This window comes from Agrobacterium sp. MCAB5, from assembly GCF_052114365.1.
Lineage (GTDB): Bacteria > Pseudomonadota > Alphaproteobacteria > Rhizobiales > Rhizobiaceae > Agrobacterium > Agrobacterium tumefaciens.
Window position 1 is genome coordinate 667066 of the sequence record NZ_JBFREP010000001.1, and the last position, 22973, is coordinate 690038.

Genomic DNA, 22973 nt, shown 5'->3' on the forward strand with positions numbered 1-22973 from the left:
CAAAAAAAGAACATTGCAATCCTGAAAAAGCCGTCATACCTTCTGCTTTATGACGATCAAGGTTTCAAACGAAGCGGCAAAGCGGATTTTTCTGGCGCGGCAGGGGCTTTGCTCTCCGCCCGGAAAGGCGCTTTCCAAGGATGGCCTGCTGCAGCTCATTACCGATATCGGTTTCGTGCAGGTGGACAGTATCGGCACGGTGGAGCGCGCCCATCACCAGATAATATTCTCCCGAAACCAGACCTACAGGCGCGAACATCTGACAGCACTGCTGGAAAAGGACCGCGCGCTGTTCGAGCACTGGACGCATGATGCCTCCATCGTGCCGACCGAATTTTACCCATATTGGAAGCACCGCTTCCGCCGCCGCGAGCCGATCATTCAGGAGCGCTGGCGCAAATGGCATGGTGAGGGGTTCGATGCGGCTTTCGCCGAGACGCTGGAGCGCATCGCCGCCACGGGTCCGGTTCTGGCGCGTGAGTTGAAGGAGGAGGGGCATCAGTCCGGCGGCTGGTGGAACTGGCATCCTTCCAAGACTGCACTCGAATATCTGTGGCACACCGGTAAGCTTGCCATATCCGGCCGCGTGAATTTTCAGAAGGTCTATGATCTGGCGGAGCGGGTCATTCCCGGCGAGCACCACGAAAGCGAAGTGGAGCATACGCAATTCGTCGACTGGGCCTGCCGGCAGGCGCTCACCCGGCTGGGTTTTGCCACCCATGGCGAAATCGCCGCCTTTTTTGATCTCGTTACCCCGCAGGAGGCGAGGGACTGGGTCAAGAGCCACCGTGACGAACTGTGCGAGGTCTCGCTTCTCGCAAGCGATGGCGGTGCTGCCCGTCCGTCCTATGCCTTTGCGGATTTCAGCGCCGATGTCGCCAACCTGCCGGAACCGTCGTCCCGCGTCCGTGTGCTGAGCCCCTTCGATCCGCTGTTGCGCGACCGCAACCGCACGGAGCGGCTGTTTGGCTTCTATTACCGTATCGAGGTCTTCGTACCCGAGCCGAAACGGCAATATGGCTATTACGTCTTCCCGCTTCTGGAAGGCGACCGACTGATTGGCCGTATCGACATGAAGGCAGACCGTAAGCGCAGCACGCTGGATGTGCGCCGCCTGTGGCTGGAACCGGGCGTGCGCGCCTCAGCGGGAAGGCTCGAAAAACTAGACGCGGAATTGTCGCGGCTTGCGAAGTTTACGGGGGTGGAGAGTGTGAATTATCTGGAGGGGTGGCGGGATGTGTAATTGCGCCTTGAGCCGGCGACTGCCTCTTCCGTCATGCTCGGGCCTGTCCCGAGCATCTGCAACGGAAAATGTATAGGATGCGTCTGCAGATCCTCGGCACAAGACCGAGGATGACGCCGGACGGGCGGAGAGGACGCCAAATCGAAGCTCCCTCGCGACGTCCCCACATCACCCGATATCGGTTGCCGAAATCTTGATCCCGAAGCCTTCCAGCCCGACATAGTGGCGCTCGCGGGTCGTCATCAGCTTGATCGAGCTGATGCCGAGGTCTTTGAGAATCTGCGCGCCGAGGCCGATTTCCAGCCACTCATTTTCGCGGGAACGGGCCTGTGCGTGCGCTTCGTCGGGATCACGCGCCTTGCGCCGTCCGTCCACCTGGCCGACGCCGACAGAACCTTCGCGTAGATAGACGATGACGCCGCGGCCTTCTTCGGCGATCTTCTGCATATAGTGCTGCACCGGCTGGCGGTCGCCGAACACGTCGTCAGCAACGTTTTCAGGGTGCAGGCGGACGGGAATATCGACGCCATCGCGGATATCGCCGAAAATCACCGCCATATGCTGCATCCGGTCCCATGGCAGGGAATAGGTATGCGCCTTGGCCGGTCCGAACGGGGTTTGGATGGTGAAGGAGGATTCCATCTCCACCAGCGTTTCCTTGCGCTGGCGATAGGCGATCAGATCGGCGACCGAAACATGCTTCATGCCGTGTTTCTCGGCGAAATCCAGGACCTGCGGCCCACGCATCACGGTGCCGTCGTCATTGACAAGCTCGCTGATGACGCCGATGGGCGGCAGGCCGGCGAGCCGGCAGAGATCGACCGCCGCTTCGGTATGGCCGGAACGCATCAGCACGCCGCCTTCGCGGGAAATCAGCGGGAAGATATGGCCTGGCCGGGTGAAATCCGACGCGCCGACATTCGGGTTGGCGAGGTTGCGCACTGTCAAGGTGCGGTCATCCGCGGAGATACCGGTCGTGGTGCCATGCTTGAAATCGACGCTGACGGTGAAGGCGGTCGTGTGGGCGCTGTCGTTTTCCGCCACCATGGCGTTGAGGTTCAGCCTCTTTGCCTCGTCACGCGGCATGGGCGCGCAAACGATGCCGGATGTGTGGCGCACGATCAGCGCCATTTTTTCCGGCGTGCAATGAACCGCCGAAATAATCAGATCGCCTTCGTTTTCACGGTCGTCGTCGTCGGTCACGACAACGATCTCGCCAGCTTCGAAAGCGCGGATAGCGTCGACGACACGTTTCTGATCATAGGCCATTTCGGATTACCTCACTTCAACCGGCCGGTCTGGCCACGATCTCTCAAATAATGGTCGGCAACGGTGCAGGCCACCATCGCCTCGCCGATCGGCACGGCGCGGATGCCGACGCAGGGGTCGTGGCGGCCCTTGGTGCGCACATCCACATTGCGGCCGTCGGTGTCGATGGACTGCCGCTCCGTCAGAATGGAGGAGGTGGGCTTGATGGCGAAGCGGGCGATGACGGGCTCGCCAGTCGCGATGCCGCCCAGAATGCCGCCGGCATGGTTCGACAAGAAAATCGGTTTGCCGTCATTGCCCATGCGCATCTCGTCGGCATTCTCCTCGCCGGAAAGCTCGGCCGAGGCAAATCCCTCGCCAATCTCCACGCCCTTGACGGCGTTGATCGACATCAGGCTGGAGGCAATATCCTGATCGAGCTTGGCGTAGATCGGCGCGCCGATGCCGGCCGGAACACCTTCCGCCACGACTTCGACGACCGCGCCGATCGACGATCCCGCCTTGCGGATGCCGTCAAGATATTCTTCCCACACCGGCACCATCGCCGGATCGGGGCAGAAAAACGGGTTCTGATCGACCTGGTCCCAATCCCAATTGTCACGGTTGATCTTGTGTTTGCCGATCTGCACCAGCGCACCGCGCACGTTAAGGCTCGGTACCACCTTGCGGGCGATTGCGCCTGCGGCAACACGCGCCGCCGTCTCGCGGGCGGAAGAGCGTCCGCCGCCGCGATAGTCGCGAATGCCGTATTTCAGGTCATAGGTGAAGTCGGCATGGCCGGGGCGGAAGCTGCGGGCAATCTCGCCGTAATCCTTGGAACGCTGGTCGGTATTTTCGATCAGCATCGAGATCGGCGTGCCGGTGGTTATCATCGTCTCGCCGTCCTCATCCAGCATCACGCCGGACAGGACTTTGACGATGTCATCTTCACGGCGCTGGGTGACGAAGCGGCTTTGGCCGGGCTTGCGCTTGTCCATCCAGTGCTGCACCTCGGCAAGCGTGAAGCGAATACCGGGCGGGCAGCCGTCCACCACGCAGCCCAAAGCGGGCCCATGGCTTTCGCCCCAGGTGGTAACGCGAAAAAGATGACCGAAGCTGTTATGCGACATATTTCTCTAGACCGGAAAACGAGGGCGCGCCTGCGGACAGGGGCCGTTTAAAACAAGCGGATTTGTCATAGTAGAAAATCGGACCAAGGCAAAAGCCTTTCTTTCATCGCAAGTCCGATAAGACGGCGACGCACCGTTCACGACGCCGAGCAGCCCGGAAAACGACAGGCGTGACGATGGCTGACGACTGGCCGGATGAATGATTCGGCGGAAACGGCGCAGAGTTTTCCAGGTGACAAAAGTGTAAAGGTGCTGGTGTTTTCCACGCTGTTTCGCGGTTTTCCAATATTGCCGGGAAATGCGGTGTAAAAATCACTAACGACTTGAACGCGATCCAAAATCCGTTCATCAATTGGGCCGAAAATGTCATGGTTGCGGGCAATTTCCGCCACATTCGAAAGGCAATTCTTCATGCATGTAAAGTTTTCACGCAAATTCACGAAAGCTAGATCGATGCGTATGATGATTGCCGCCCTTCTGGCCACCGCCAACTTGCTTATGCCTATCAACAGCTACGCCCAGAGCGTCGATGTCGAGGGAACGATCAGCAAGATCGACGTGAATGCGCTGACCATTACCTTGAACGACGGCAAGAATTACCGTGTGCCGGAAGAGTTCAATTTCGAAGGCCTGAAGGCAGGTGTGAAGGTCGTTGTTTTCTACACGGAAGTGGACGGAAAACGCGTGGTCGATGATCTCGAGGTCGTGCAGTAAACTGCGGTTTAGGCTCTGCCTGTTGTCGAGGCAGACCTCTCTAATCCCGGTCGGGAAGCTCCAGAATTTCCATCATGCCGGACTTGATCCGACATCCAGCCGACGAGCGTCTGCGTGGCGGGATTGGTTTTTTCAGCCTAAAGATTTGGGTTGGCCGGTTCCGGCTCGAGGTCGGAATGACGGAGCAGGATCGGTACCCTCACGAAATCCACTCAGCACTGTTCCTGTCGATCTCGACCTTCAAAATCCGGTCCTGCGGGATCTGCGTCGTAGAGGCTTCATCCTTGTCCATGCCGGAAACCAGGCGGAAGATCGAGCGGATTACGCCGCCGTGGCAGACACATACCGTCGGCACCTCGACTGAGGAAAGCCATGCGCCAATACGCCAGGACAGGATTTCATAGCTTTCGGCATGCTGACCGGGGGGAATGAAGTCCCACTTGTTGGCCTTGCGCGCCTTCACCCGGTCGGGAAATTCTTTTTTCAGTTCCGGCAGTGTCTGGCCTTCCCAGTCGCCGAAGGAAACTTCAACGAGGCGGTCATCGGTGCGGTATGCGTGGGGATCGAGCCCCATCGCTCCGCGCATCAGCTCCATGGTCTCGCGCGTGCGCCCGAGCGGGCTTGCCACGTAATCGAAATCACGCGCGGAGTCGCCGAGAATTTGCGCCAGAACCTTGCCGTTGCCGACCGCTTGCGCGCGGCCGAAATCATTGAGCGGAATGTCTTTCTGGCCCTGAAGCCGGCGTATCGCATTCCAGTCCGTTTGTCCGTGCCGGATCACATAGACGAGCAAGGCGATACCCCTGTTTCAAAGTTCGGTCGGCTCAGTCCTTGACCACCGAGATATCCGGCGCGTCAACAGCCTTCATGCCGATGGTGTGATAACCGGAATCCACGTGGTGGATTTCGCCGGTGACAGCCGTCGAAAGGTCGGACAGCAGGTAAAGCGCCGACTTGCCGACTTCTTCGATGGAAACGGTGCGCTTCAGCGGCGCGTTGTATTCGTTCCATTTCAGAATGTAACGGAAATCGCCGATACCGGAAGCCGCAAGCGTCTTGATCGGGCCAGCGGAAACCGCGTTGACGCGGATGCCGCGACTGCCGAGGTCTACCGCGAGATAACGCACGCTTGCCTCGAGTGCAGCCTTGGCCACGCCCATGACGTTGTAGTTCGGCATGACCTTCTCGGCACCGTAGTAGGTGAGCGTGATGATCGAACCACCATCATTCATGATCGGCTCTGCCCGCTTGGCAACGGCGGCCAGCGAGAAGACGGAAATGTCCATGGTGCGGTTGAAGTTATCGCGGCTGGTGTCGAGATAACGGCCGGTCAGCTCGTCCTTGTCCGAAAAGGCGATGGCGTGCACGACGAAATCGATCTTGCCCCAATGCTTTTCCAGCCCGGCAAAAACCGCATCGATCGTCTCGAGGTCGGTCACGTCACAGTGGCCGGCCATGAAGGCGCCCAGTTCCTGCGCCAGCGGTTCAACACGCTTCTTCAGCGCGTCGCCCTGCCAGGTGAGCGCGATTTCCGCGCCCGCGTCCGCGCAAGCCTTGGCAATGCCCCAAGCGATTGAACGATTATTGGCGACACCCAAGATGATGCCGCGTTTGCCAGCCATAAGGCCGGATGCCTGAGCCATTGTATGCTCCCTGATACTTTCGATTGATTCTGCCTATGGCATAGGCTGCAATCCTGTTCAAGATTGCCGAGGATCATCTACTGTTAGGGAACGTAACAAAGGGTGCGTTGTCCCGCCTATTCGCAAAACTTTTACAAATAAAGGCCTTCGCGCATGTGGCGCATGAGGTCAGTCACCTTCTCGTCCGGCTTTTCGAGCAGGATGATGCGCAATTCGATGACGAGATCGCCATATCCACCCTTGCCGTCCGCAAGCCCCTTTTCGGCAAGCCGCAGCTCGCGGTCGGAGCCGGACCAGGCAGGAATGGTGACGGTTTCCTCGCCAAGCGGCGTCCGGATACTCGTCTCGCAACCCAGAACCGCGTCACTGAGAGAGATTGGCAGCGTCGTATGAATATCGAAGCCGCGAAGGGAAAAGGCGTCGTCGCGTGCCGCCAGCAACGTGACGGCCAGATCGCCACGCGCAATGTTCGGCAGCTTCAGCCCCTGGCCCTTTAGCCGCACCACATGACCGTCCGTCATGCCGGGTTCAAGCTGGAAGCGTACCTCGCGTTCGTCGGCAAGGGATACGGTGATCCATTTGCGCTCCAGAAGTTCGGTGACCGTAACGGTGGCTTCCGCCGTGATGTCAGGTGCCTTTTCCGGCGGCGTCTGCGGGGGGCGGAAGCGACGCACGAGAGCGCTGAAGAGGTTGGCGGCGAGCGAAGCGGCTGCGGTTTCGCTTGCAGACGTCTGCGTGGTCTCGCCAGCACCGGGCGCTTCGCCCTTAACGCCCGTGGCTGCGGCTTTCGCCGCTTCGGCTGCCTGCTGCACCTTGGGGTCGTTCTGCGCGTCTGCGCCGAAAATCCGCTCGACGATATCTTCGGCCGTTTCGGGTTTTGCATCGGCTTTCTGGCCGGTTTGCGCCCTGTTGCGGGCATCCGCACGGGCCAGTTCCTCCATCAGCTTCTCAGCGGCCCTGGCGCGCTCGGCGGCCTCGCGTGCCGCCTCCCGCTGCTGCATGATTGTTTCGCCGCGCCGCTTCTTCTCGGCCGCCTTGCGAGCCTGGTCGTAAAGATCGCGCTTTTTGGGGTCTTTCAGAAGATCGTAGGCCTGCCCGACCTCGGCGAATCGCGCCGACGCGTCAGGGTCATCGCGATTGGCGTCCGGATGGACGGTTTTTGCCTTCGTGCGCCAGGCAGCCTTGATGTCTTCGTGACGGGCGTCACGTTTTAAGCCGAGGATAGAATACGGATCGCGCATGCGAAACACCAGTTACGTTGGCTCAGGCACGTGCAGCCGCTCATGGCGCAATCCTGAAACAAACCCCTCCGAAAAGGGATGCCTACGATCATTCGCATGCATGCCCTCGGTTCAAACAACGTCGACTGTGGCAATAAGTTGCTAAGCAGTTGTTTACGGGGAATGCGCGCTGCCATGCGGCCGGATTAATTCCGCGCGCCAGGGTAAACAGTTTATTTCTGTTCGAAGCGGGTGAGTAACCATTCGCCGGTTTCCGACAGGCAGGCCTGTCCGGCATAACTCGCAACACCTTCGAAAGAGTGGCGTGTCGTCTTGAAATCGCGGCAGACGAAACCGCTGGACTTGTCTTCGTGAATGGTGGTGACGACACCAGCGCTGCCGGTTGCGGCATTGGCCCAGGGCAGGGGCTGTTCCGCGAGTTTGGTGAGATCCGCCGATGTGACCGCATTGCGGATGGTCGCGTCGTCGGTCTGCGGGTTATTATTGGGCTGGTTGGGAACGGAGGCGGTGGAAAGCGAGCGATCGACCTTGTCGCCGCCGAACAGGTCAAGGCTGACGCATCCGCTCAGCACCACAAGCATTGACACGATGGCGGAAACTTCCGCTATCGATGAAAGGAGGCCCTTTGTTCGACTGTTCGACTTTGCTATGACGGTCACCATCTTTCGCCAGAGATCATCTCTGGGGTCCAAATCAGCTCGGGAGCATTTTAGTCAATATGTCGGAAACGGGGTTAACATCCAGTGACTTCACTGAAGAAAATGAACCGTTCACGCTTTTTGCCGAATGGCTGAAGGACGCGACGGCCTCCGAAATCAACGATCCGAACGCGGTAGCACTCGCAACCGTCGATGAAAACGGCCTGCCGAATGTGCGCATGGTGCTGCTGAAGGACGTCGACGATCGCGGCTTCGTTTTCTATACGAATTTCGAAAGCCAGAAGGGGCGCGAGATCCTGGGCCAGAAAAAAGCAGCCATGTGTTTCCACTGGAAAAGCCTGCGCCGGCAGGTGCGTCTGCGCGGCGAGGTGGAGATCGTTACCGACGCGGAAGCGGATAGCTATTACGCCTCGCGTCCGCGCGGAAGCCGCATCGGCGCCTGGGCGTCGAAACAGTCGCGGCCGCTGGAAGGCCGGTTTGCGCTGGAAAAGGCGGTTGCCGAATACACCGCTAAATATGCGATCGGCGATATTCCGCGCCCCTCCTACTGGTCCGGTTTCCGCATTCGCCCGGTCAGCATCGAGTTCTGGCACGACCGCAAGTTCCGCCTGCACGACCGTGTCGAATTCCGCCGCGAGACGCCGGATGAACCGTGGTCCAAGGTCCGCATGTATCCTTGAAAGCTGCAGGAGGCAGGCCGTCCTTGCCCGCGCCTTCATGCCTCTGATAACGGCGCCTGTTGCAGGAGACCGGCAACCGCATGAAGGTCGGTTGAAACGGCGATGCATTTTTCCCGCATTTCCTCGGTCGGCGGCGCGACATCCGGCACCATGATCGTCATCATGCCCGCCGATGAGGCGGAGCGCACGCCGTGCCAGGAATCCTCCAGCGCCAGGCAACGGCCCGGATCGATGCCGAGACGTTTTGCGGCAGTAAGATATGGCATGGGCGACGGCTTCGGCTCCGAATAGTCGCCGCGGGCGACGATGGTATCGAAACGTTTGAGCAGGTCATAGGGGCCGAGATGACGCGTGACGGAATCGTGCCGCGAGGAGGTGGCGATGGCGCGGCGTATATCGAGCCTGTCGAGAAGATCGAGGATTTCGACGACGCCGGGTTTCAGCGCCACGCCTTCCGCCATCATCACGGCAAGATGCCGGAGCCAGGCGTCACGGAAGCTGTCGATCGGAAAATCGGCGCCATAATCGGCGAAAATGGTGCCGGTAATGACATCCCACGGGCTGCCGCAGACCTTCTGATAGGTCTCGACCCGCATTCCGTGGCCGCCCTCATCTGATGCGGCCAGAAAGGAATCGCGATAAAGCGTCTCGCTTTCGATCAGCAATCCGTCCATGTCGAAAACGACAGCATGCGGGAGAAAAGGCAGCATGGCGGCTCAACCGAACCGGAAGGGGCGTTCACCGAGGCTTTCGAACGGGCGGAGCAGGTAACCGTCCGGATCGGCGACGATGAATTGCCGGTTGCCGACCTCGACTGTGCCGCGCCTGTACCATTTTTCCTCTGACGGCAGGACAAGATCGATCGACGCCCGCTCAAGCCGCGCGAGGATGGGCAGCAGGGAAGGAACGGCAAGTTGCAGATTCATGCCGCGGCCCAGCGGAAATTCAAGCGCTGCATTTTCCGCCACGAAGGTCCGGGTCGCACCGATCTGGTCGATCATCAGCTGCGCATCACCCAGCGCCAGATAGGCAAAGCCCTCTTCGGCGCGCTCATAAACCACATGAAAACCGATCAGGTCGCAATAAAAAGCGCGGCTTTTCTGCCAGTCGCTGACGGCTAGTTCCGGGACGAGGGCATTTCGTATGATGGTCATGGTCTCCTTTGCCGCGCAGGCCCGGCTATGGGAGGCGTGGCCTGCGGTAATGGGGCGATATTATCGTCTTCCGGGTGACTTGCCAGAGGAATCCTCATCATGGCAGCCATGTGCGGAGTTGTGGGCTGAAGCAGGTTCAACTTTTCGGCCTGCCACAGCTTTTCTCACCTCATGCCGGACATGATCCGGCACACAGTCAGCCCAAGTCCTTGGGCTGAAACGGCTCATCTCGCCAAGCGGACGCGGGTAGGCTGGATTCCGGCTCGAGGCCGGAACTACGCCTTCGTGCCGCCGACGGTGATCTGGTCCATGCGCAGGTGCGGCTGACCGACGCCAACCGGCACCCATTGCCCGGCCTTGCCGCAATTGCCGATGCCGGTGTCCAGTTTCGAATCGTTGCCGATCATCGAGACGCGCTTCATTGCGTCCGGCCCGTTGCCGATCAGCATTGCACCCTTCACCGGCGCGCCGATCTTGCCGTTCTCGATGAGATAAGCCTCGGTGCAGCCGAACACGAACTTGCCTGATGTGATATCCACCTGACCGCCACCGAAGGAAACGGCATAGATGCCCTTCTTGACGGAGGAGATGATCTCTTCGGGCGTCTTGTCGCCTGACAGCATGTAGGTGTTGGTCATGCGCGGCATCGGCACATAGGCATAACCCTGCCGGCGGCCATTGCCTGTCGCCTTTGCACCCATCAGCCGGGCGTTCTGGCGGTCCTGCATGTATCCCACCAGCCTGCCGTTCTCGATCAGCACATTATAGGCCGACGGTGTTCCCTCGTCGTCGACGGTGAGCGAACCACGGCGGCTGTCGATGGTGCCGTCATCCACCACAGTCACACCCGGGGCTGCCACCATCTCGCCCATCAGGCCGGCAAAGGCCGAGGTTTTCTTGCGGTTGAAATCGCCTTCGAGGCCATGGCCCACAGCCTCATGCAGCATGACGCCGGGCCAGCCGGAGCCGAGAACCACATCCATGGTGCCAGCGGGCGCATCGACGGCGGTCAGGTTGACGAGCGCCTGGCGCAGCGCCTCGTCCGCACCGCGCTGCCAGTTCTCCGTGGTAATGAAATCGCCAAAGCCGACGCGGCCGCCAATGCCGTAGGAGCCGCTTTCCTGCCGGTCGCCTTCACCTGCGACCACGGAAATATTGATACGGGTCATGGGCCTGACATCGCTGACGCGATGGCCATCGGCGCGCAGAATATCCACTACCTGCCAGCTTGCGGAAATCGTCGCCGTCACCTGTCGGACATTCGCGTCTTTGTCGCGCAAATAGGCATCGATATCGGTGAGAAGTTTCACCTTCTCCTCGAAGCTCGGGCTGCCGATCGGGTTTTCGGCGCCGTAGAGCTTTTTGTTAGTGCGTTGTGGGGCTGCGGCATAGGAACCGGAATAACCTCTGGTCACGGCGCCAACCGCATCCGACGCCCGCTTCAGCGCAGCCTGCGACAGCTCACCCGCATGGGCGTAGCCAACGGTCTCGCCGGCAACGGCGCGCAGGCCAAAACCCTGGTCGGTATTGAAGGAGCCGCCCTTGAGGCGGCCGTTATCGAAGGTCAGCGATTCGGCCTGCGCATGTTCGATGAACAACTCGCCATCGTCTGCGCCGGTGAGCGCTTCCGCGACCAGCTTGCGCAACTGCGTCTCGTCGCAATCGAAGAGATTTACAAGGTCGTTGGTCATTGAAGGCTCCAGTCTTTATCGTTCCTTCGATTTAGGCACTGGAGCCGACAGACGCAAGGCTGTCTCTTTACACGAGGCTTCAGGGAAGCGCGTCGTAGCCTTCGGCAAAGCCGGTGAGCTCGATCGGAATACCGACCCGATCCTGATCGACGGATTCACGCAGCGCGAAAACCGCGTTCTTGCCGGCGCGCAGAACCTTCAGCAGCTCGTCGTCAATATCGACCTCGACATAGCAGCCTTCGGAGAAGCAGCGGGTGAAATAGGCGCGGCCAATGTTGTTGTTGTCGATATAAAGCTCCATGCCGTCCTTCAGAAGCACGCCAAGCGGTGCGAGGATACGCAGGATGCGCGACTTGCGGTCCGCGGTTTTCAGGACCACCACCGAAAGCCCCACTTCCGGGCGGTCGTCGGCAATCACGTTCTGCATCAGGGCGCATTGATCTTCGGATGCGCCTGCCGGCTTGTCGCAGATCACCGACCATGCTCCATGCGTCGACTTCGGCGTTCCGGGCGGCTGCTGTTGCGCCAGCGCCGCTGCGGCGGGAGCGATGATGGCAAGACCGGCGGCGGCAAGAAAAGTGCGCGCGAGCGGGGAAAGACGCATGGATACCTCTGGGATTCGAATCAGTGCGGCTATTTTGACGCCATAATCCGGAAAAAAAAGCCTTGGTACCTCAATTCCAGCCGAGTTGGGCGGAAATAGGACCTGTTGCCAGGTGCAGGCGCCTGATTTGACCGTGCGGCAGCCGGTACCTGGTGGCTCAAGCCTGCTGCAAAAGCGCTGCCAGCATGGGCTGCGCCGGATTTTGACCATTGCCAAGCGCACCTGAAATATCTTGCGGGATACGGGACATGGGAAACTCGGCTGCGACGAACAATGGTGAAATTGGCTGACATCCGTGTCCTTACGCATATTGCGGCAGAGGACAAACTGTGGTTTGAAGTTAGTACCATAAGCATGGATTCTGCGTCTGTAATTGATCAAGATCAGACGCGTGAGGGAGAGGGTACCGTGACGAATAGGATTTACGCAGCATTGGCGGGGATGACCTGTCTGCTCACGGCTGTCGGCGCCCACGCCGATCAGCCGGTGCATTGGCAAATGGGCATGCAGGAGGCCGCCACGCCGATCATGCACGAAATACGCTGGTTTGAACAATATACGCTCTGGTTCATTGTTCCGGTTACGCTTTTCGTTCTTGCGCTGCTCATTATCGTCGCCTTGAAATTCCGTGCAGCGAAAAATCCGGTTCCGTCCAAGACCAGCCACAACACCGCGATCGAAGTGGTGTGGACACTTGCGCCGGTTCTCATTCTCCTGTTCCTCGCTTTCCCGTCGTTCAATCTTTTGAACGCGCAGCTGACGCAGCCGGAAAACCCTGATCTGACGCTGAAGGCGACTGCGACGCAATGGCTCTGGAACTACGAATACAAGGCTGCCGAGGGCGCCGAGCCGCTCGCCTTCGACAGCTATCTGCTGAAAGAGCAGGATCGTGCAGCTGCAGGCAAGGAGGACAAGGCCCGCTACCCGCGTCTTCTCGCGGTAGACAATGAAATGGTCGTTCCGGTCGGCAAGACCGTTCGCCTTCTGGTGACGGCGGCGCCTACGGATGTCATCCACGCCTTCGCCATGCCCGCTTTCGGTGTTAAGATCGACGCCGTTCCGGGCCGCCTCAACGAAACTTGGTTCAAGCCGGAGAAGGAAGGCCTTTATTACGGCCAGTGTTCCGAGCTTTGCGGCAAGGACCACGCCTTCATGCCGATCGCCATTCGGGTGGTTTCCGAACAGCAGTACAATGCCTGGCACGCCGCCGCCGCTTCAGATCTGAACGGCGCGAACCGGGCACTGATGGCCTCCGTCGATGGCGCTCCGCGCACGGTCGACGTTGCCGCCAACGAAACCAACTGAGACCTGGAGTGACGACAATGGCTGGACCTTCCGCACACGACGATCATCACTCGCATGGTCAATCCGCTCATGATGGGCACGCGCATGATGATCATTCGCATGATCATTCCCACAAGCCGGGCTTTTTCGCCCGCTGGTTTCTGTCGACCAACCATAAGGACATCGGCACGCTCTACCTGATCTTCGCCATCATGGCGGGTATCATCGGTGGCGGGCTTTCGGTTGTCATGCGTATGGAGTTGCAGGAGCCGGGCATCCAGATCTTCCACGGTCTGGCCTCCATGGTCTACGGCTTCGAGGGTGACGCTGCCATCGACGGCGGCAAGCACATGTTCAACGTGTTCACGACAGCGCACGCGCTCATCATGATCTTCTTCATGGTCATGCCGGCGATGATCGGCGGCTTTGCCAACTGGATGATCCCGATCATGATCGGCGCTCCTGACATGGCTTTCCCGCGCCTCAACAATATTTCCTTCTGGCTGATCGTTCCGGCGTTCATCCTGCTGCTCCTGTCGCTTTTCGTCGAAGGTCCGGCGGGCGGTTACGGCGTGGGTGGCGGCTGGACCATGTATCCGCCGCTTTCGACCAACGGCATGCCGGGACCGGCGGTGGATCTTGCGATCTTCTCGCTGCACGTTGCCGGCGCGTCGTCGATCCTTGGCGCCATCAACTTCATCACCACCATCCTCAACATGCGCGCTCCGGGCATGACGCTGCACAAGATGCCGCTTTTTGCCTGGTCGGTTCTGGTCACCGCATTCCTGCTGCTGCTTTCTCTGCCGGTTCTGGCTGGTGGCATCACCATGCTTCTGACCGACCGTAACTTCGGCACGGCATTCTTCTCGCCGGAAGGCGGCGGTGATCCGATCCTCTACCAGCACCTGTTCTGGTTCTTCGGCCACCCGGAAGTGTACATCCTGATCCTGCCCGGCTTCGGCATCATCAGCCACATCGTGTCCACCTTCTCCAAGAAGCCGGTCTTCGGCTATCTCGGCATGGCATACGCCATGGTCGCCATCGGCGCTGTCGGCTTCATCGTGTGGGCGCACCACATGTACACGGTCGGCCTTTCGCTGGAAGCGCAGCGTTATTTCGTCTTCGCAACCATGGTCATCGCGGTGCCGACAGGTATCAAGATCTTCTCGTGGATCGCGACGATGTGGGGCGGTTCGCTGACCTTCTCGACCCCGATGGTCTGGGCAATCGGCTTCATCTTCCTGTTCACGGTCGGCGGTGTTACCGGCGTCCAGCTCGCCAATGCCGGTCTCGACCGTTCGCTGCACGACACCTACTACGTCGTGGCGCACTTCCATTACGTTCTGTCGCTCGGCGCGGTCTTCGCGATCTTCGCCGGCTGGTATTACTGGTTCCCGAAGATCACCGGCTACATGTACAACGAGTTCATCGGCAAGCTGCACTTCTGGGTGATGTTCGTTGGCGTGAACCTGATCTTCTTCCCGCAGCACTTCCTCGGCCTTGCCGGCATGCCGCGTCGTTACATCGATTATCCCGATGCCTATGCCGGCTGGAACCTGGTGTCTTCCTATGGTTCCTATATCTCGGCCGTTGCCGTGTTGATCTTCCTCTTCGGTGTTTGGGAAGCCTTCGCCAAGAAGCGGATCGCTGGCAACAATCCCTGGGGTGAAGGTGCGACGACGCTCGAATGGCAGCTGTCCTCTCCGCCGCCATACCACCAGTGGGAACAGCTTCCGCGCATTCGCTGAATGCCGGACCGGAGTGCGCGGGCAGGGCTTGCGAACTCCGGAAGCTGAAAAGAGGGGATGGTGTGGGCTTATCCGCGCCGTTTCCCTTGAGGCGGACGGAGTCTGCTGCCGCGTGAGGCATTTTGTCCAAGCGAAGCTTTTCGTACGACATGATAAAAGCCAAGTACTGCCGCTATGAATGGGCAGACGCAGCAGGGCGACGGAACGGGCGTGGCGATATACCATGCGCATGGCATCGGGTCTTTGACCCCGGTGCTGCCCGTGCCGGAACGTTCGAACCAATGAATTGACGCACCGTGCACGCCGAAAACGACACTCTGTTTTCGGGCTGGTGCAAGGGATGCCGCGGCAAGCGGCATCTGAAGAAAAACAGGATACGAAATGACCGTCATCGACAATCGCGAAATGCTTGGCCTGGAAAGCTCCGAACTTTCGGAAGCCGGCGCGCGCGATTATTTCGAGTTGCTGAAACCGCGCGTCATGTCGCTCGTCGTCTTCACGGCGTTTGCGGGCCTCGTGCTGGCGCCGGGCCACATCAACCCGGTCCTCGGCGTCATCGCCATTCTCTGTATTGCAGTCGGTGCCGGCGCATCCGGCGCGCTCAACATGTGGTACGATGCAGATATCGACGCCGTGATGAGCCGCACCGCCAAGCGGCCGATCCCGTCCGGCCGCGTAGCACCTGGCGAGGCGCTGGCCTTCGGACTGACGCTCTCGGCCTTTTCGGTGGTCATCCTCGGGCTTGCGGTCAACTGGTTCTCCGCCGGACTGCTCGCCTTCACCATTTTCTTCTACGCCGTCGTTTATACGATGTGGCTGAAACGCTCGACACCGCAGAACATCGTCATTGGTGGTGCTGCCGGCGCTTTCCCGCCCATGCTTGGCTGGGCCTGCGTCACCGGCGGCGTTTCGCTTGATAGCGTCATCCTCTTCCTCATCATCTTCTTGTGGACACCAGCCCATTTCTGGGCGCTGGCGCTGTTCAAGATGCGCGACTACGGCTCCGTCGGCATTCCGATGATGCCGAACGTGGCGGGCGAGCGCTCCACCAAGAACCAGATGATCGTTTACGCCGTGCTGACGGCTGCAGTTGCGGTCGCGCCGTATTTCACCGGTCTGGCGAGCCTCGGTTATGGCATTTTCGCCGCCGTGCTGAGCGCGATCTTTGTGTACTGTTCGCTCGATGTCCGGCGCATGCCTGACGGTGACGAAAGAATGCTGCCCGCCAAGAAGATGTTCGCCTATTCGGTGCTTTACCTCTTCGCCATCTTCTCCGGCCTTTTGGCCGATCATTTCGCTCCGGCCCTGAAAGCCGTGATTTCGGGAGTTTTTTGATGGAAACCGTGGAACTGAGCGCGGCGCAGAAAAAATCGAGGCGCGGGCGCAACGTCGCGCTCGGCGTCTTGCTCGCCGGTCTGGTGGTGCTGTTTTACGTCATCACCATCATCAAGATCGGTTCGCATTGACGGCCTGACAGTGAGGGCATGATCGGAGGAGAGGAGGGGGACATGGCGAATACTGGGGCAAATATCGGGGCAGACAAGGCAACCGCCGGCACGCAGCGGGTGAGCAATCGCTCCATCCTCGTGCTCTGTCTCGTGTTTTTCTGCGCTATGATCGGCATGGCCTATGCCGCCGTTCCGCTCTACAGCCTGTTCTGCCGCGTCACTGGCTATAACGGCACGACCCAGCGCGTCGAGCAATATTCCGACGTCATTCTCGACAAGACCATCAACGTCACCTTCGACGCCAATACGTCGAATGGCCTCAACTGGGATTTCCGCCCGGTCGACAAGCTGGTCACGCCGAAAATCGGCGAGACGGTGCAGATCAATTTCAAGGCGACGAACCGCTCAGCGGTGGCAACCACGGGCACGGCGGTCTTTAACGTCACGCCCATGGAAGCAGGCGCTTATTTCAACAAGGTGGAGTGTTTCTGCTTCACCGAAACGACGCTTCAGCCGGGCGAAACGCTCGAAATGCCGGTGGTGTTTTTCATCGATCCGGATATCGCCACGGCGCGCGAAACGAAGAACATTCATACTTTGACGCTGTCCTATACGTTTTATCCGGCCAAAACCGAAAAACCGGTTGCGTCCTTGCCGGTAAAGACTGAATCTGGCGAAAGCAAATTGTGAGAGGAGACTCGGGCCTTCTGAGCAGGGCCGGGTCTGGGAAGAGATACCAGGGGATTGTCACACATGGCAGATACGCATCAGAAGAACCACGACTACCACATCATAGATCCAAGCCCCTGGCCGCTTCTGGCCTCGATCGGCGCATTCATTCTGACCTTCGGCGGCGTCTGTTACATGCGTTACCTGTCGGCTGGCTCCTTCAAGCTGTTCGGCATGGAACTGGCCAATCCCTGGCTGTTTTATATCGGTCTCGTCATCGTGCTTTACACCATGTACGCATGGTGGGCAGACACGATCAAGGAAGCCAATGAGGGTAGCCACACCCGCGTCGTTTCGCTTCACCTGCGTTACGGCATGATCATGTTCATCGCCTCTGAGGTGATGTTCTTCGTCGCGTGGTTCTGGGCCTATTTCGATGCCAGCCTTTATCCGCACGAGGCCATTCAGGCGTCCCGCCTCGAATATACCGGTGGTCAGTGGCCGCCAAAGGGCATCGAGGTCATCGATCCTTGGCACCTGCCGCTCTACAACACCGTCATCCTGCTTTTGTCGGGCACCTGCGTCACCTGGGCGCACCATGCCCTGCTGCACAATGACCGCAAGGGGCTGATCACCGGTCTCGTCCTCACCGTTGCCCTCGGCGTCCTGTTCTCGACCGTGCAGGTTTACGAATACATGCACGCCCCGTTCGACTTCAAGAACTCGATCTATGGTGCGACCTTCTTCATGGCGACCGGGTTCCACGGTTTCCACGTTTTCGTCGGCACGGTTTTCCTGCTGGTCTGCCTGCTGCGCGCCATTGCCGGCGGTTTCACGCCGAAACAGCATTTCGGCTTCGAAGCGGCTGCCTGGTACTGGCACTTCGTTGACGTCGTCTGGCTGTTCCTGTTCTTCGCGATCTACATCTGGGGCGGCTGGGGCGCGCCGCTGGCGGAGTGATGCGGTTTGTTTTCTGACTCGGAGGGCGGCATCTGCCGCCCTTTGTGTTTAAACAGGCGGGCCGGACGGAGGTTTAACCGGCCCAAGGCGGGAGGCCATCATGTCTGAACCCGGAAACGGCGGCTTTGCGCCGGTGGACCCAATAAAAGTCGGGCTGAAGGGCTGCTGCCCGCGTTGCGGCAATGGCAGGCTGTTCGACGGCTTCCTGACCCCGAAACCCGCATGCAGTGCCTGCGGGCTGGATTACGGCTTTGCCGATGCGGGTGAAGGCCCGGCCGTCTTTGTCATGCTGATCGTCGGTTTCCTTGTCGTCGGGCTGGCGCTTTGGTTCGATCAGCGTTTTGCGCCGCCCGTCTGGGTGCATGTCATGCTCTGGTTGCCTTTTGCGGTGATCGTCTCCCTCGTGCTGCTGCGCAAGATGAAGGGCATCATGATTGCGCTGCAATACCGCAACAATGCAAGCGAAGGCAGGCTTGATCGTGAATGAGGTTTCCCACATGAAGGCGGCGGAAAGACGCATCTGGTTTGCCGCGCCGCTCGTCCTTTTGGCACTTGCCATCCTTCTCGGGCTAGGCACATGGCAGGTGAAGCGGCTTTACTGGAAAGAAGCGCTGATTGCCGATATCGAGGCGCGGCGCAACGCAAGTCCGGCTACGCTCTCGCAGATCGAGGCCATTGCCAAAAGCGGCGGCGAAATTGAATATCGCAGGGTCAACGTTTCCGGCGTTTTCGATCATGCCCGCGAGCGGCATTTCTTCGCCACCCATCAGGGCAGAACCGGCTATTACATCTATACTCCGCTGTCGCTTGCCGATGGCCGCATCCTCTTCGTCAATCGCGGCTTCGTGCCGTTTGAGATGAAGGAGGCAACGAAGCGGCCTGAAGGGCAGATCGCTGGCGAGGTGGAGATCAAGGGGCTGGCGCGCGCGCCGCTCGTTGCAAAACCTTCTTCCCTGCTGCCGGATAACGATATCGCCAAGAACATCTTCTACTGGAAGGATCTGGCGGCCATGGCGTCGAGCACCGATATCCCGCCCAACAGGCTGGTCAACCTGTTCGTGGATGCCGACGATGCGCCGAACCCCGGCGGCTGGCCACAGGGCGGCGTGACGCTGATAGATTTGCCCAACAATCACCTGCAATATGCGATAACGTGGTATGGTCTGGCGGCGGCCCTTGTCATCGTCGCCGGTTTTGCCTATTTCCGGAACGGTAAGGCGCAAGGTGAATAACGCGCGCCCTGTCCGGTAAGGCTGGCTACCGGGAAAGGGCAAGGAGCACGCCAAGGAGCACGAATGAACATCGCCGTTTCCAAACCCCCTTTGACGATAAGGCTGTGCGGACCGCGCGGCTTTTGCGCGGGCGTGGACCGGGCGATCCAGATCGTCGTACTGGCGCTGAAAGCATATGGCGCGCCGGTCTATGTCCGCCACGAAATCGTCCATAATCGATACGTGGTCGAGGGGCTGGAAGCCAAGGGCGCGATTTTCGTCGAGGAACTGCACGAAATCCCCACCGAGCATCGCGAGCAGCCGGTGGTCTTTTCCGCCCATGGTGTGCCCAAATCCGTGCCGGAGGATGCGCAGGCGCGCAACCTGTTTTATCTCGATGCCACATGCCCGCTCGTCTCCAAGGTCCATAAGCAGGCCATGCGCCACCAGCGCCTCGGCCGCCATGTCGTGTTGATCGGCCATGCCGGTCACCCTGAGGTCATCGGCACCATGGGCCAGCTGCCCGAAGGTACTGTTTCGCTGGTCGAGACGGTGGAGGATGCCGGCACCTATGAACCGGTAGACCGAGAAAACCTCGGTTTCGTTACCCAGACAACGCTGTCTGTCGATGATACCGCAGGCGTTATTGCCCGGTTGCAGGAACGTTTTCCGGCCATTCAGGCGCCCGCCGCCGACAGCATTTGTTACGCCACCACCAACCGTCAGGATGCGGTGAAGCAGGCGGCCCCCGGCTGCGATCTCTTCATCGTGGTCGGCGCGCCCAATTCGTCAAACTCGAAGCGGCTGGTGGAAGTGGCGCTGCGCGCTGGCGCCAAACATTCGGTTCTGGTGCAGCGTGCGGCGGAAATCGACTGGGATGCGATCGGCGATATCCGCACCGTCGGTCTTTCGGCGGGCGCTTCCGCGCCGGAGGTCATCGTTGATGAGATCATCGAAGCCTTCAAGGCGCGTTTCGATACGACGCTCGATCTGGCCGTCACGGTGGAGGAAACGGAACATTTCCTCGTCAACCGCGAACTGCGCAGCATTGAGCTGACGACGGACGACATGGCTTTCGTGAATGGCAATGCCAGCAATGCCCTGCCACCGAAAGCCGCCACTGGCGCCTAGACCGGGATGGCGAGATATGTGAGTGGTTCCCACCGCGCATATGTCATCCCCTCTTCAGATTTTCACTCCATCCTTCATCAAGAGATTTGAAATTGGCAGTTTATACGGACATCACCGAAGATGATCTGAGGAATTTCCTCATACAATACGACGTTGGCAGCCTCACATCCTATAAGGGCATTGCCGAAGGCGTTGAAAACTCCAATTTCCTGCTGCATACGACGAAGGATCCGCTGATTCTGACGCTTTACGAAAAGCGCGTGGAAAAATCCGATCTGCCGTTCTTCCTCGGTCTCATGCAGCATCTGGCCGCCAAGGGTCTGTCCTGCCCCTTGCCGCTGCCGCGCAAGGACGGGGAATTGCTGGGCGAATTGTCCGGCCGCCCGGCAGCGCTGATCTCCTTCCTTGAAGGCATGTGGCTGCGAAAACCGGAAGCGAAACATTGCCGGGAAGTCGGCAAGGCGCTGGCCGCCATGCATCTTGCCGGTGATGGGTTCGAGATCAAGCGGCCCAATGCACTCTCCGTCGATGGCTGGAAGGTGCTGTGGGACAAGTCTGAAGACCGCGCCGACGAGGTGGAGAAGGGCTTGAAGCAAGAGATCCGCCCGGAAATCGATTATCTCGCCGCCCATTGGCCGAAGGATTTGCCCGCGGGCGTCATCCATGCGGACCTGTTTCAGGACAACGTTTTTTTCCTCGGTGACGAGCTTTCCGGCCTCATCGATTTTTACTTCGCCTGCAACGACCTGCTCGCCTATGACGTGTCGATCTGCCTCAATGCCTGGTGCTTCGAGAAGGATGGCGCTTATAACGTCACCAAGGGCAAGGCGCTGCTGGAAGGTTACCAGTCGGTGCGTCCGTTGAGCGAGGCGGAACTGGATGCCTTGCCGCTTCTGGCACGCGGCTCGGCGCTGCGCTTCTTCCTGACCCGCCTCTATGACTGGCTGACGACGCCGGCGGGCGCGCTGGTGGTGAAGAAAGACCCGCTGGAATATCTGCGCAAGCTGCGGTTCCACCGCTCCATCAGCCATGTCGCCGAATACGGGCTGGTTGGCGAATGAAACATGTCGATATCTTCACCGACGGCGCTTGCTCCGGCAATCCCGGTCCGGGCGGCTGGGGTGCCGTGCTGCGATATGGCGAGACCGAAAAGGAATTGTCCGGCGGCGAGGCCGATACCACCAACAACCGCATGGAACTGCTGGCGGCCATCTCGGCGCTCAACGCGCTGAAAAGCCCCTGCGAAGTCGATCTCTATACCGACAGCGCCTATGTCAAGGATGGCATCACCAAGTGGATTTTCGGCTGGAAAAAGAAGGGCTGGAAAACCGCCGATAACAAGCCGGTCAAGAATGTGGAGCTGTGGCAGGCGCTGGAGGCTGCGCAGGAGCGCCATAAAGTGACGCTGCACTGGGTCAAGGGCCATGCCGGCCACCCGGAAAACGAGCGCGCCGACGAATTGGCACGCAAGGGCATGGAGCCTTTCAAACGCCGGTAACGGAAGTCTGATTTCTTCCATTCGGCCCTGATCCGGCCCAACCGTGATAAGGGATTGTGAAAACTGAAACCCGATCTATCTTGTCGTCAAACAGTTGGACGATGTTCCAGCGGAGGAGAGACATTCAGATGATCCTGCATTGTGTATTTCTACGGTTCAAGGCTGCAACGGCATCCTCTGAAAAACACGCGGTGTTTGAAGCAATTGCGGCCCTCAAGGACGTGATACCCGGCATAATCGACGTGAAATACGGCCAGAACGTTTCGCCGGAAGGCCTGAATGGCGGTTTCGTCGATGGCTTCATCGTGACGCTGGACAGCCCGGAAGCCCGCGACGAATATCTGGCGCACCCGCAACACATGGAAGTCGGTCAACGTCTGGTCTCGCTGACCGATGGCGGTCTGGCCGGGCTTCTGGTGTTTGATATGAACGTGTGAAAAAAGGGCGGTTTGACCGCCCTTTAATGGATACTGTGCTTCATTCGCGACGACAGAGAGGTGGCTTAAAGCTGCTCGATCATCGCTGCAGCGGCCGAGACCGTCGCCTGGCCGGGATTTTCTTCCACGTTGAGCGATGTAACCACGCCGTCTTTCACCAGCATCGAATAGCGCTTGGAGCGCACGCCGAGGCCACCGCCGGAGAGGTCGGCATCGAGGCCGAGCGCCTTGGTGAAGGCGGCGTCCCAGTCGGCGAGGAAGTGAATTTTGCCCTGGCCGCCGGACGATTGTGCCCATGCGCCCATGACGTGCCAGTCGTTGACGGAAACGACGGCGATGTCATCCACGCCCTTTGCGAGAATGGCGTCGCGGTTTTCGAGGTAGCCCGGCAGGTGGTTCAGCGAGCAGGTGGGAGTGAAAGCGCCGGGTACGGCAAAAAGAACCACCGTCTTGCCGCCAAAAAGCGCATCGGTGGTGGTTTCCACCGGGCCATCGGCGGTCTTTTCCTTGAAGGTTGCGGAAGGCAGTTTTTCGCCGATCTTGATAGTCATGTCCATGCTCCTATGGCCGTTTGGTTCGC

At 59.5% G+C, this 22973-nt stretch carries 27 protein-coding genes; 15 read left to right on the plus strand and 12 right to left on the minus strand.

Annotated features, from left to right (window positions below; translation table 11 throughout):
* The first annotated feature begins 49 nt into the window (after positions 1 to 49).
* Complete coding sequence (locus AB4Z23_RS03230; protein WP_038490068.1) at positions 50 to 1243, plus strand: winged helix-turn-helix domain-containing protein; 1194 nt, start codon at positions 50 to 52, stop codon at positions 1241 to 1243.
* Between the two features lie 168 nt (positions 1244 to 1411).
* On the opposite strand, the gene ribB is transcribed toward AB4Z23_RS03230, so the two are convergent.
* The 3 genes from ribB to AB4Z23_RS03245 form a co-directional block, all read right to left on the minus strand.
* Positions 1412 to 2512: a 3,4-dihydroxy-2-butanone-4-phosphate synthase gene (gene ribB, locus AB4Z23_RS03235; RefSeq protein ID WP_003511757.1), complete on the minus strand. Its 1101-nt coding sequence runs from the start codon at positions 2510 to 2512 to the stop codon at positions 1412 to 1414.
* An 11-nt stretch (positions 2513 to 2523) separates the two neighbouring features.
* Entirely contained in the window at positions 2524 to 3621 is a 1098-nt protein-coding gene (aroC, locus tag AB4Z23_RS03240; protein WP_003511758.1) for a chorismate synthase, read from the minus strand.
* A gap of 137 nt (positions 3622 to 3758) precedes the next feature.
* Positions 3759 to 4061, minus strand: coding sequence for a hypothetical protein (locus AB4Z23_RS03245; protein WP_421477904.1), 303 nt, complete (start codon positions 4059 to 4061; stop codon positions 3759 to 3761).
* Positions 4062 to 4074: 13 nt separating this feature from the next.
* Here AB4Z23_RS03245 and AB4Z23_RS03250 point away from each other — a divergent pair, with 13 nt between their 5' ends.
* The gene (locus tag AB4Z23_RS03250) at positions 4075 to 4335 is read left to right on the plus strand and encodes a DUF1344 domain-containing protein (protein ID WP_003511760.1); all 261 of its coding nucleotides are present in this window, start codon (positions 4075 to 4077) and stop codon (positions 4333 to 4335) included.
* Positions 4336 to 4534: 199 nt separating this feature from the next.
* Here the strand turns inward: AB4Z23_RS03250 and AB4Z23_RS03255 are convergent, their stop codons facing one another.
* The 4 genes from AB4Z23_RS03255 to AB4Z23_RS03270 all read right to left on the minus strand — a co-directional run bounded on the left by AB4Z23_RS03255 (position 4535) and on the right by AB4Z23_RS03270 (position 7881).
* Positions 4535 to 5128 (minus strand): histidine phosphatase family protein, encoded by a 594-nt coding sequence (locus AB4Z23_RS03255; protein ID WP_003511761.1) that lies wholly within the window; start codon positions 5126 to 5128, stop codon positions 4535 to 4537.
* 31 nt (positions 5129 to 5159) lie between these two features.
* Positions 5160 to 5978, minus strand: a complete 819-nt coding sequence (gene fabI, locus AB4Z23_RS03260; protein ID WP_003511762.1) for an enoyl-ACP reductase FabI — start codon at positions 5976 to 5978, stop codon at positions 5160 to 5162.
* Positions 5979 to 6109: 131 nt separating this feature from the next.
* Positions 6110 to 7219: a DnaJ C-terminal domain-containing protein gene (locus tag AB4Z23_RS03265; protein ID WP_174068044.1), complete on the minus strand. Its 1110-nt coding sequence runs from the start codon at positions 7217 to 7219 to the stop codon at positions 6110 to 6112.
* 212 nt (positions 7220 to 7431) lie between these two features.
* A complete protein-coding gene (locus tag AB4Z23_RS03270) occupies positions 7432 to 7881 on the minus strand; it encodes an RT0821/Lpp0805 family surface protein (RefSeq protein ID WP_003511767.1) in 450 nt (149 codons plus the stop codon).
* Positions 7882 to 7937: 56 nt separating this feature from the next.
* On the opposite strand from AB4Z23_RS03270, the gene pdxH reads away from it, so the two are divergent.
* Positions 7938 to 8558, plus strand: a complete 621-nt coding sequence (gene pdxH / locus AB4Z23_RS03275; RefSeq protein WP_003511768.1) for a pyridoxamine 5'-phosphate oxidase — start codon at positions 7938 to 7940, stop codon at positions 8556 to 8558.
* Between the two features lie 35 nt (positions 8559 to 8593).
* Here the strand turns inward: pdxH and AB4Z23_RS03280 are convergent, their stop codons facing one another.
* From AB4Z23_RS03280 to AB4Z23_RS03295, 4 genes are all read right to left on the minus strand, one after another.
* Positions 8594 to 9268, minus strand: a complete 675-nt coding sequence (locus AB4Z23_RS03280; RefSeq protein ID WP_003511772.1) for an HAD family hydrolase — start codon at positions 9266 to 9268, stop codon at positions 8594 to 8596.
* Positions 9269 to 9274: 6 nt separating this feature from the next.
* The gene (locus tag AB4Z23_RS03285; RefSeq protein WP_003511773.1) at positions 9275 to 9712 is read right to left on the minus strand and encodes a bleomycin resistance protein; all 438 of its coding nucleotides are present in this window, start codon (positions 9710 to 9712) and stop codon (positions 9275 to 9277) included.
* 275 nt (positions 9713 to 9987) lie between these two features.
* Positions 9988 to 11403 (minus strand): metalloprotease TldD, encoded by a 1416-nt coding sequence (gene tldD, locus AB4Z23_RS03290; RefSeq protein ID WP_421477905.1) that lies wholly within the window; start codon positions 11401 to 11403, stop codon positions 9988 to 9990.
* A 79-nt stretch (positions 11404 to 11482) separates the two neighbouring features.
* Positions 11483 to 12007: an invasion associated locus B family protein gene (locus tag AB4Z23_RS03295; protein ID WP_003511775.1), complete on the minus strand. Its 525-nt coding sequence runs from the start codon at positions 12005 to 12007 to the stop codon at positions 11483 to 11485.
* A gap of 441 nt (positions 12008 to 12448) precedes the next feature.
* Here AB4Z23_RS03295 and coxB point away from each other — a divergent pair, with 441 nt between their 5' ends.
* From coxB to AB4Z23_RS03355, 12 genes are all read left to right on the plus strand, one after another.
* Positions 12449 to 13312 (plus strand): cytochrome c oxidase subunit II, encoded by an 864-nt coding sequence (gene coxB, locus AB4Z23_RS03300; RefSeq protein ID WP_019564187.1) that lies wholly within the window; start codon positions 12449 to 12451, stop codon positions 13310 to 13312.
* A 17-nt stretch (positions 13313 to 13329) separates the two neighbouring features.
* Positions 13330 to 15039 (plus strand): cytochrome c oxidase subunit I, encoded by a 1710-nt coding sequence (gene ctaD, locus AB4Z23_RS03305; RefSeq protein ID WP_003511781.1) that lies wholly within the window; start codon positions 13330 to 13332, stop codon positions 15037 to 15039.
* Between the two features lie 381 nt (positions 15040 to 15420).
* Positions 15421 to 16374: a heme o synthase gene (locus tag AB4Z23_RS03310; protein ID WP_065661294.1), complete on the plus strand. Its 954-nt coding sequence runs from the start codon at positions 15421 to 15423 to the stop codon at positions 16372 to 16374.
* Positions 16374 to 16505: a hypothetical protein gene (locus AB4Z23_RS03315; RefSeq protein ID WP_013635615.1), complete on the plus strand. Its 132-nt coding sequence runs from the start codon at positions 16374 to 16376 to the stop codon at positions 16503 to 16505. Before AB4Z23_RS03310 ends, AB4Z23_RS03315 begins: the two co-directional genes overlap by 1 nt.
* 42 nt (positions 16506 to 16547) lie before the next feature.
* On the plus strand, positions 16548 to 17177 hold the full coding sequence (locus tag AB4Z23_RS03320; RefSeq protein WP_003511786.1) for a cytochrome c oxidase assembly protein: 630 nt from the start codon (positions 16548 to 16550) through the stop codon (positions 17175 to 17177).
* Positions 17178 to 17240: 63 nt separating this feature from the next.
* Positions 17241 to 18116 carry a cytochrome c oxidase subunit 3 gene (locus AB4Z23_RS03325; protein ID WP_003511788.1) on the plus strand — a complete coding sequence of 292 codons (876 nt, stop codon included), beginning with the start codon at positions 17241 to 17243 and terminating at the stop codon, positions 18114 to 18116.
* Positions 18117 to 18216: 100 nt separating this feature from the next.
* Positions 18217 to 18603 carry a DUF983 domain-containing protein gene (locus AB4Z23_RS03330; protein WP_019564184.1) on the plus strand — a complete coding sequence of 129 codons (387 nt, stop codon included), beginning with the start codon at positions 18217 to 18219 and terminating at the stop codon, positions 18601 to 18603.
* 10 nt (positions 18604 to 18613) lie between these two features.
* Positions 18614 to 19348 carry an SURF1 family protein gene (locus AB4Z23_RS03335; RefSeq protein ID WP_115064356.1) on the plus strand — a complete coding sequence of 245 codons (735 nt, stop codon included), beginning with the start codon at positions 18614 to 18616 and terminating at the stop codon, positions 19346 to 19348.
* Positions 19349 to 19411: 63 nt separating this feature from the next.
* Entirely contained in the window at positions 19412 to 20458 is a 1047-nt protein-coding gene (gene ispH, locus AB4Z23_RS03340) for a 4-hydroxy-3-methylbut-2-enyl diphosphate reductase (RefSeq protein WP_019564182.1), read from the plus strand.
* Positions 20459 to 20550: 92 nt separating this feature from the next.
* On the plus strand, positions 20551 to 21519 hold the full coding sequence (locus AB4Z23_RS03345) for a homoserine kinase (protein WP_421416269.1): 969 nt from the start codon (positions 20551 to 20553) through the stop codon (positions 21517 to 21519).
* On the plus strand, positions 21516 to 21956 hold the full coding sequence (gene rnhA / locus AB4Z23_RS03350; protein WP_003511799.1) for a ribonuclease HI: 441 nt from the start codon (positions 21516 to 21518) through the stop codon (positions 21954 to 21956). Before AB4Z23_RS03345 ends, rnhA begins: the two co-directional genes overlap by 4 nt.
* A 128-nt stretch (positions 21957 to 22084) precedes the next feature.
* On the plus strand, positions 22085 to 22393 hold the full coding sequence (locus tag AB4Z23_RS03355; protein ID WP_013635620.1) for a Dabb family protein: 309 nt from the start codon (positions 22085 to 22087) through the stop codon (positions 22391 to 22393).
* A 65-nt stretch (positions 22394 to 22458) separates the two neighbouring features.
* Here the strand turns inward: AB4Z23_RS03355 and AB4Z23_RS03360 are convergent, their stop codons facing one another.
* Positions 22459 to 22944 (minus strand): peroxiredoxin, encoded by a 486-nt coding sequence (locus AB4Z23_RS03360; protein ID WP_003511803.1) that lies wholly within the window; start codon positions 22942 to 22944, stop codon positions 22459 to 22461.
* Between the last annotated feature and the right edge of the window lie 29 nt (positions 22945 to 22973).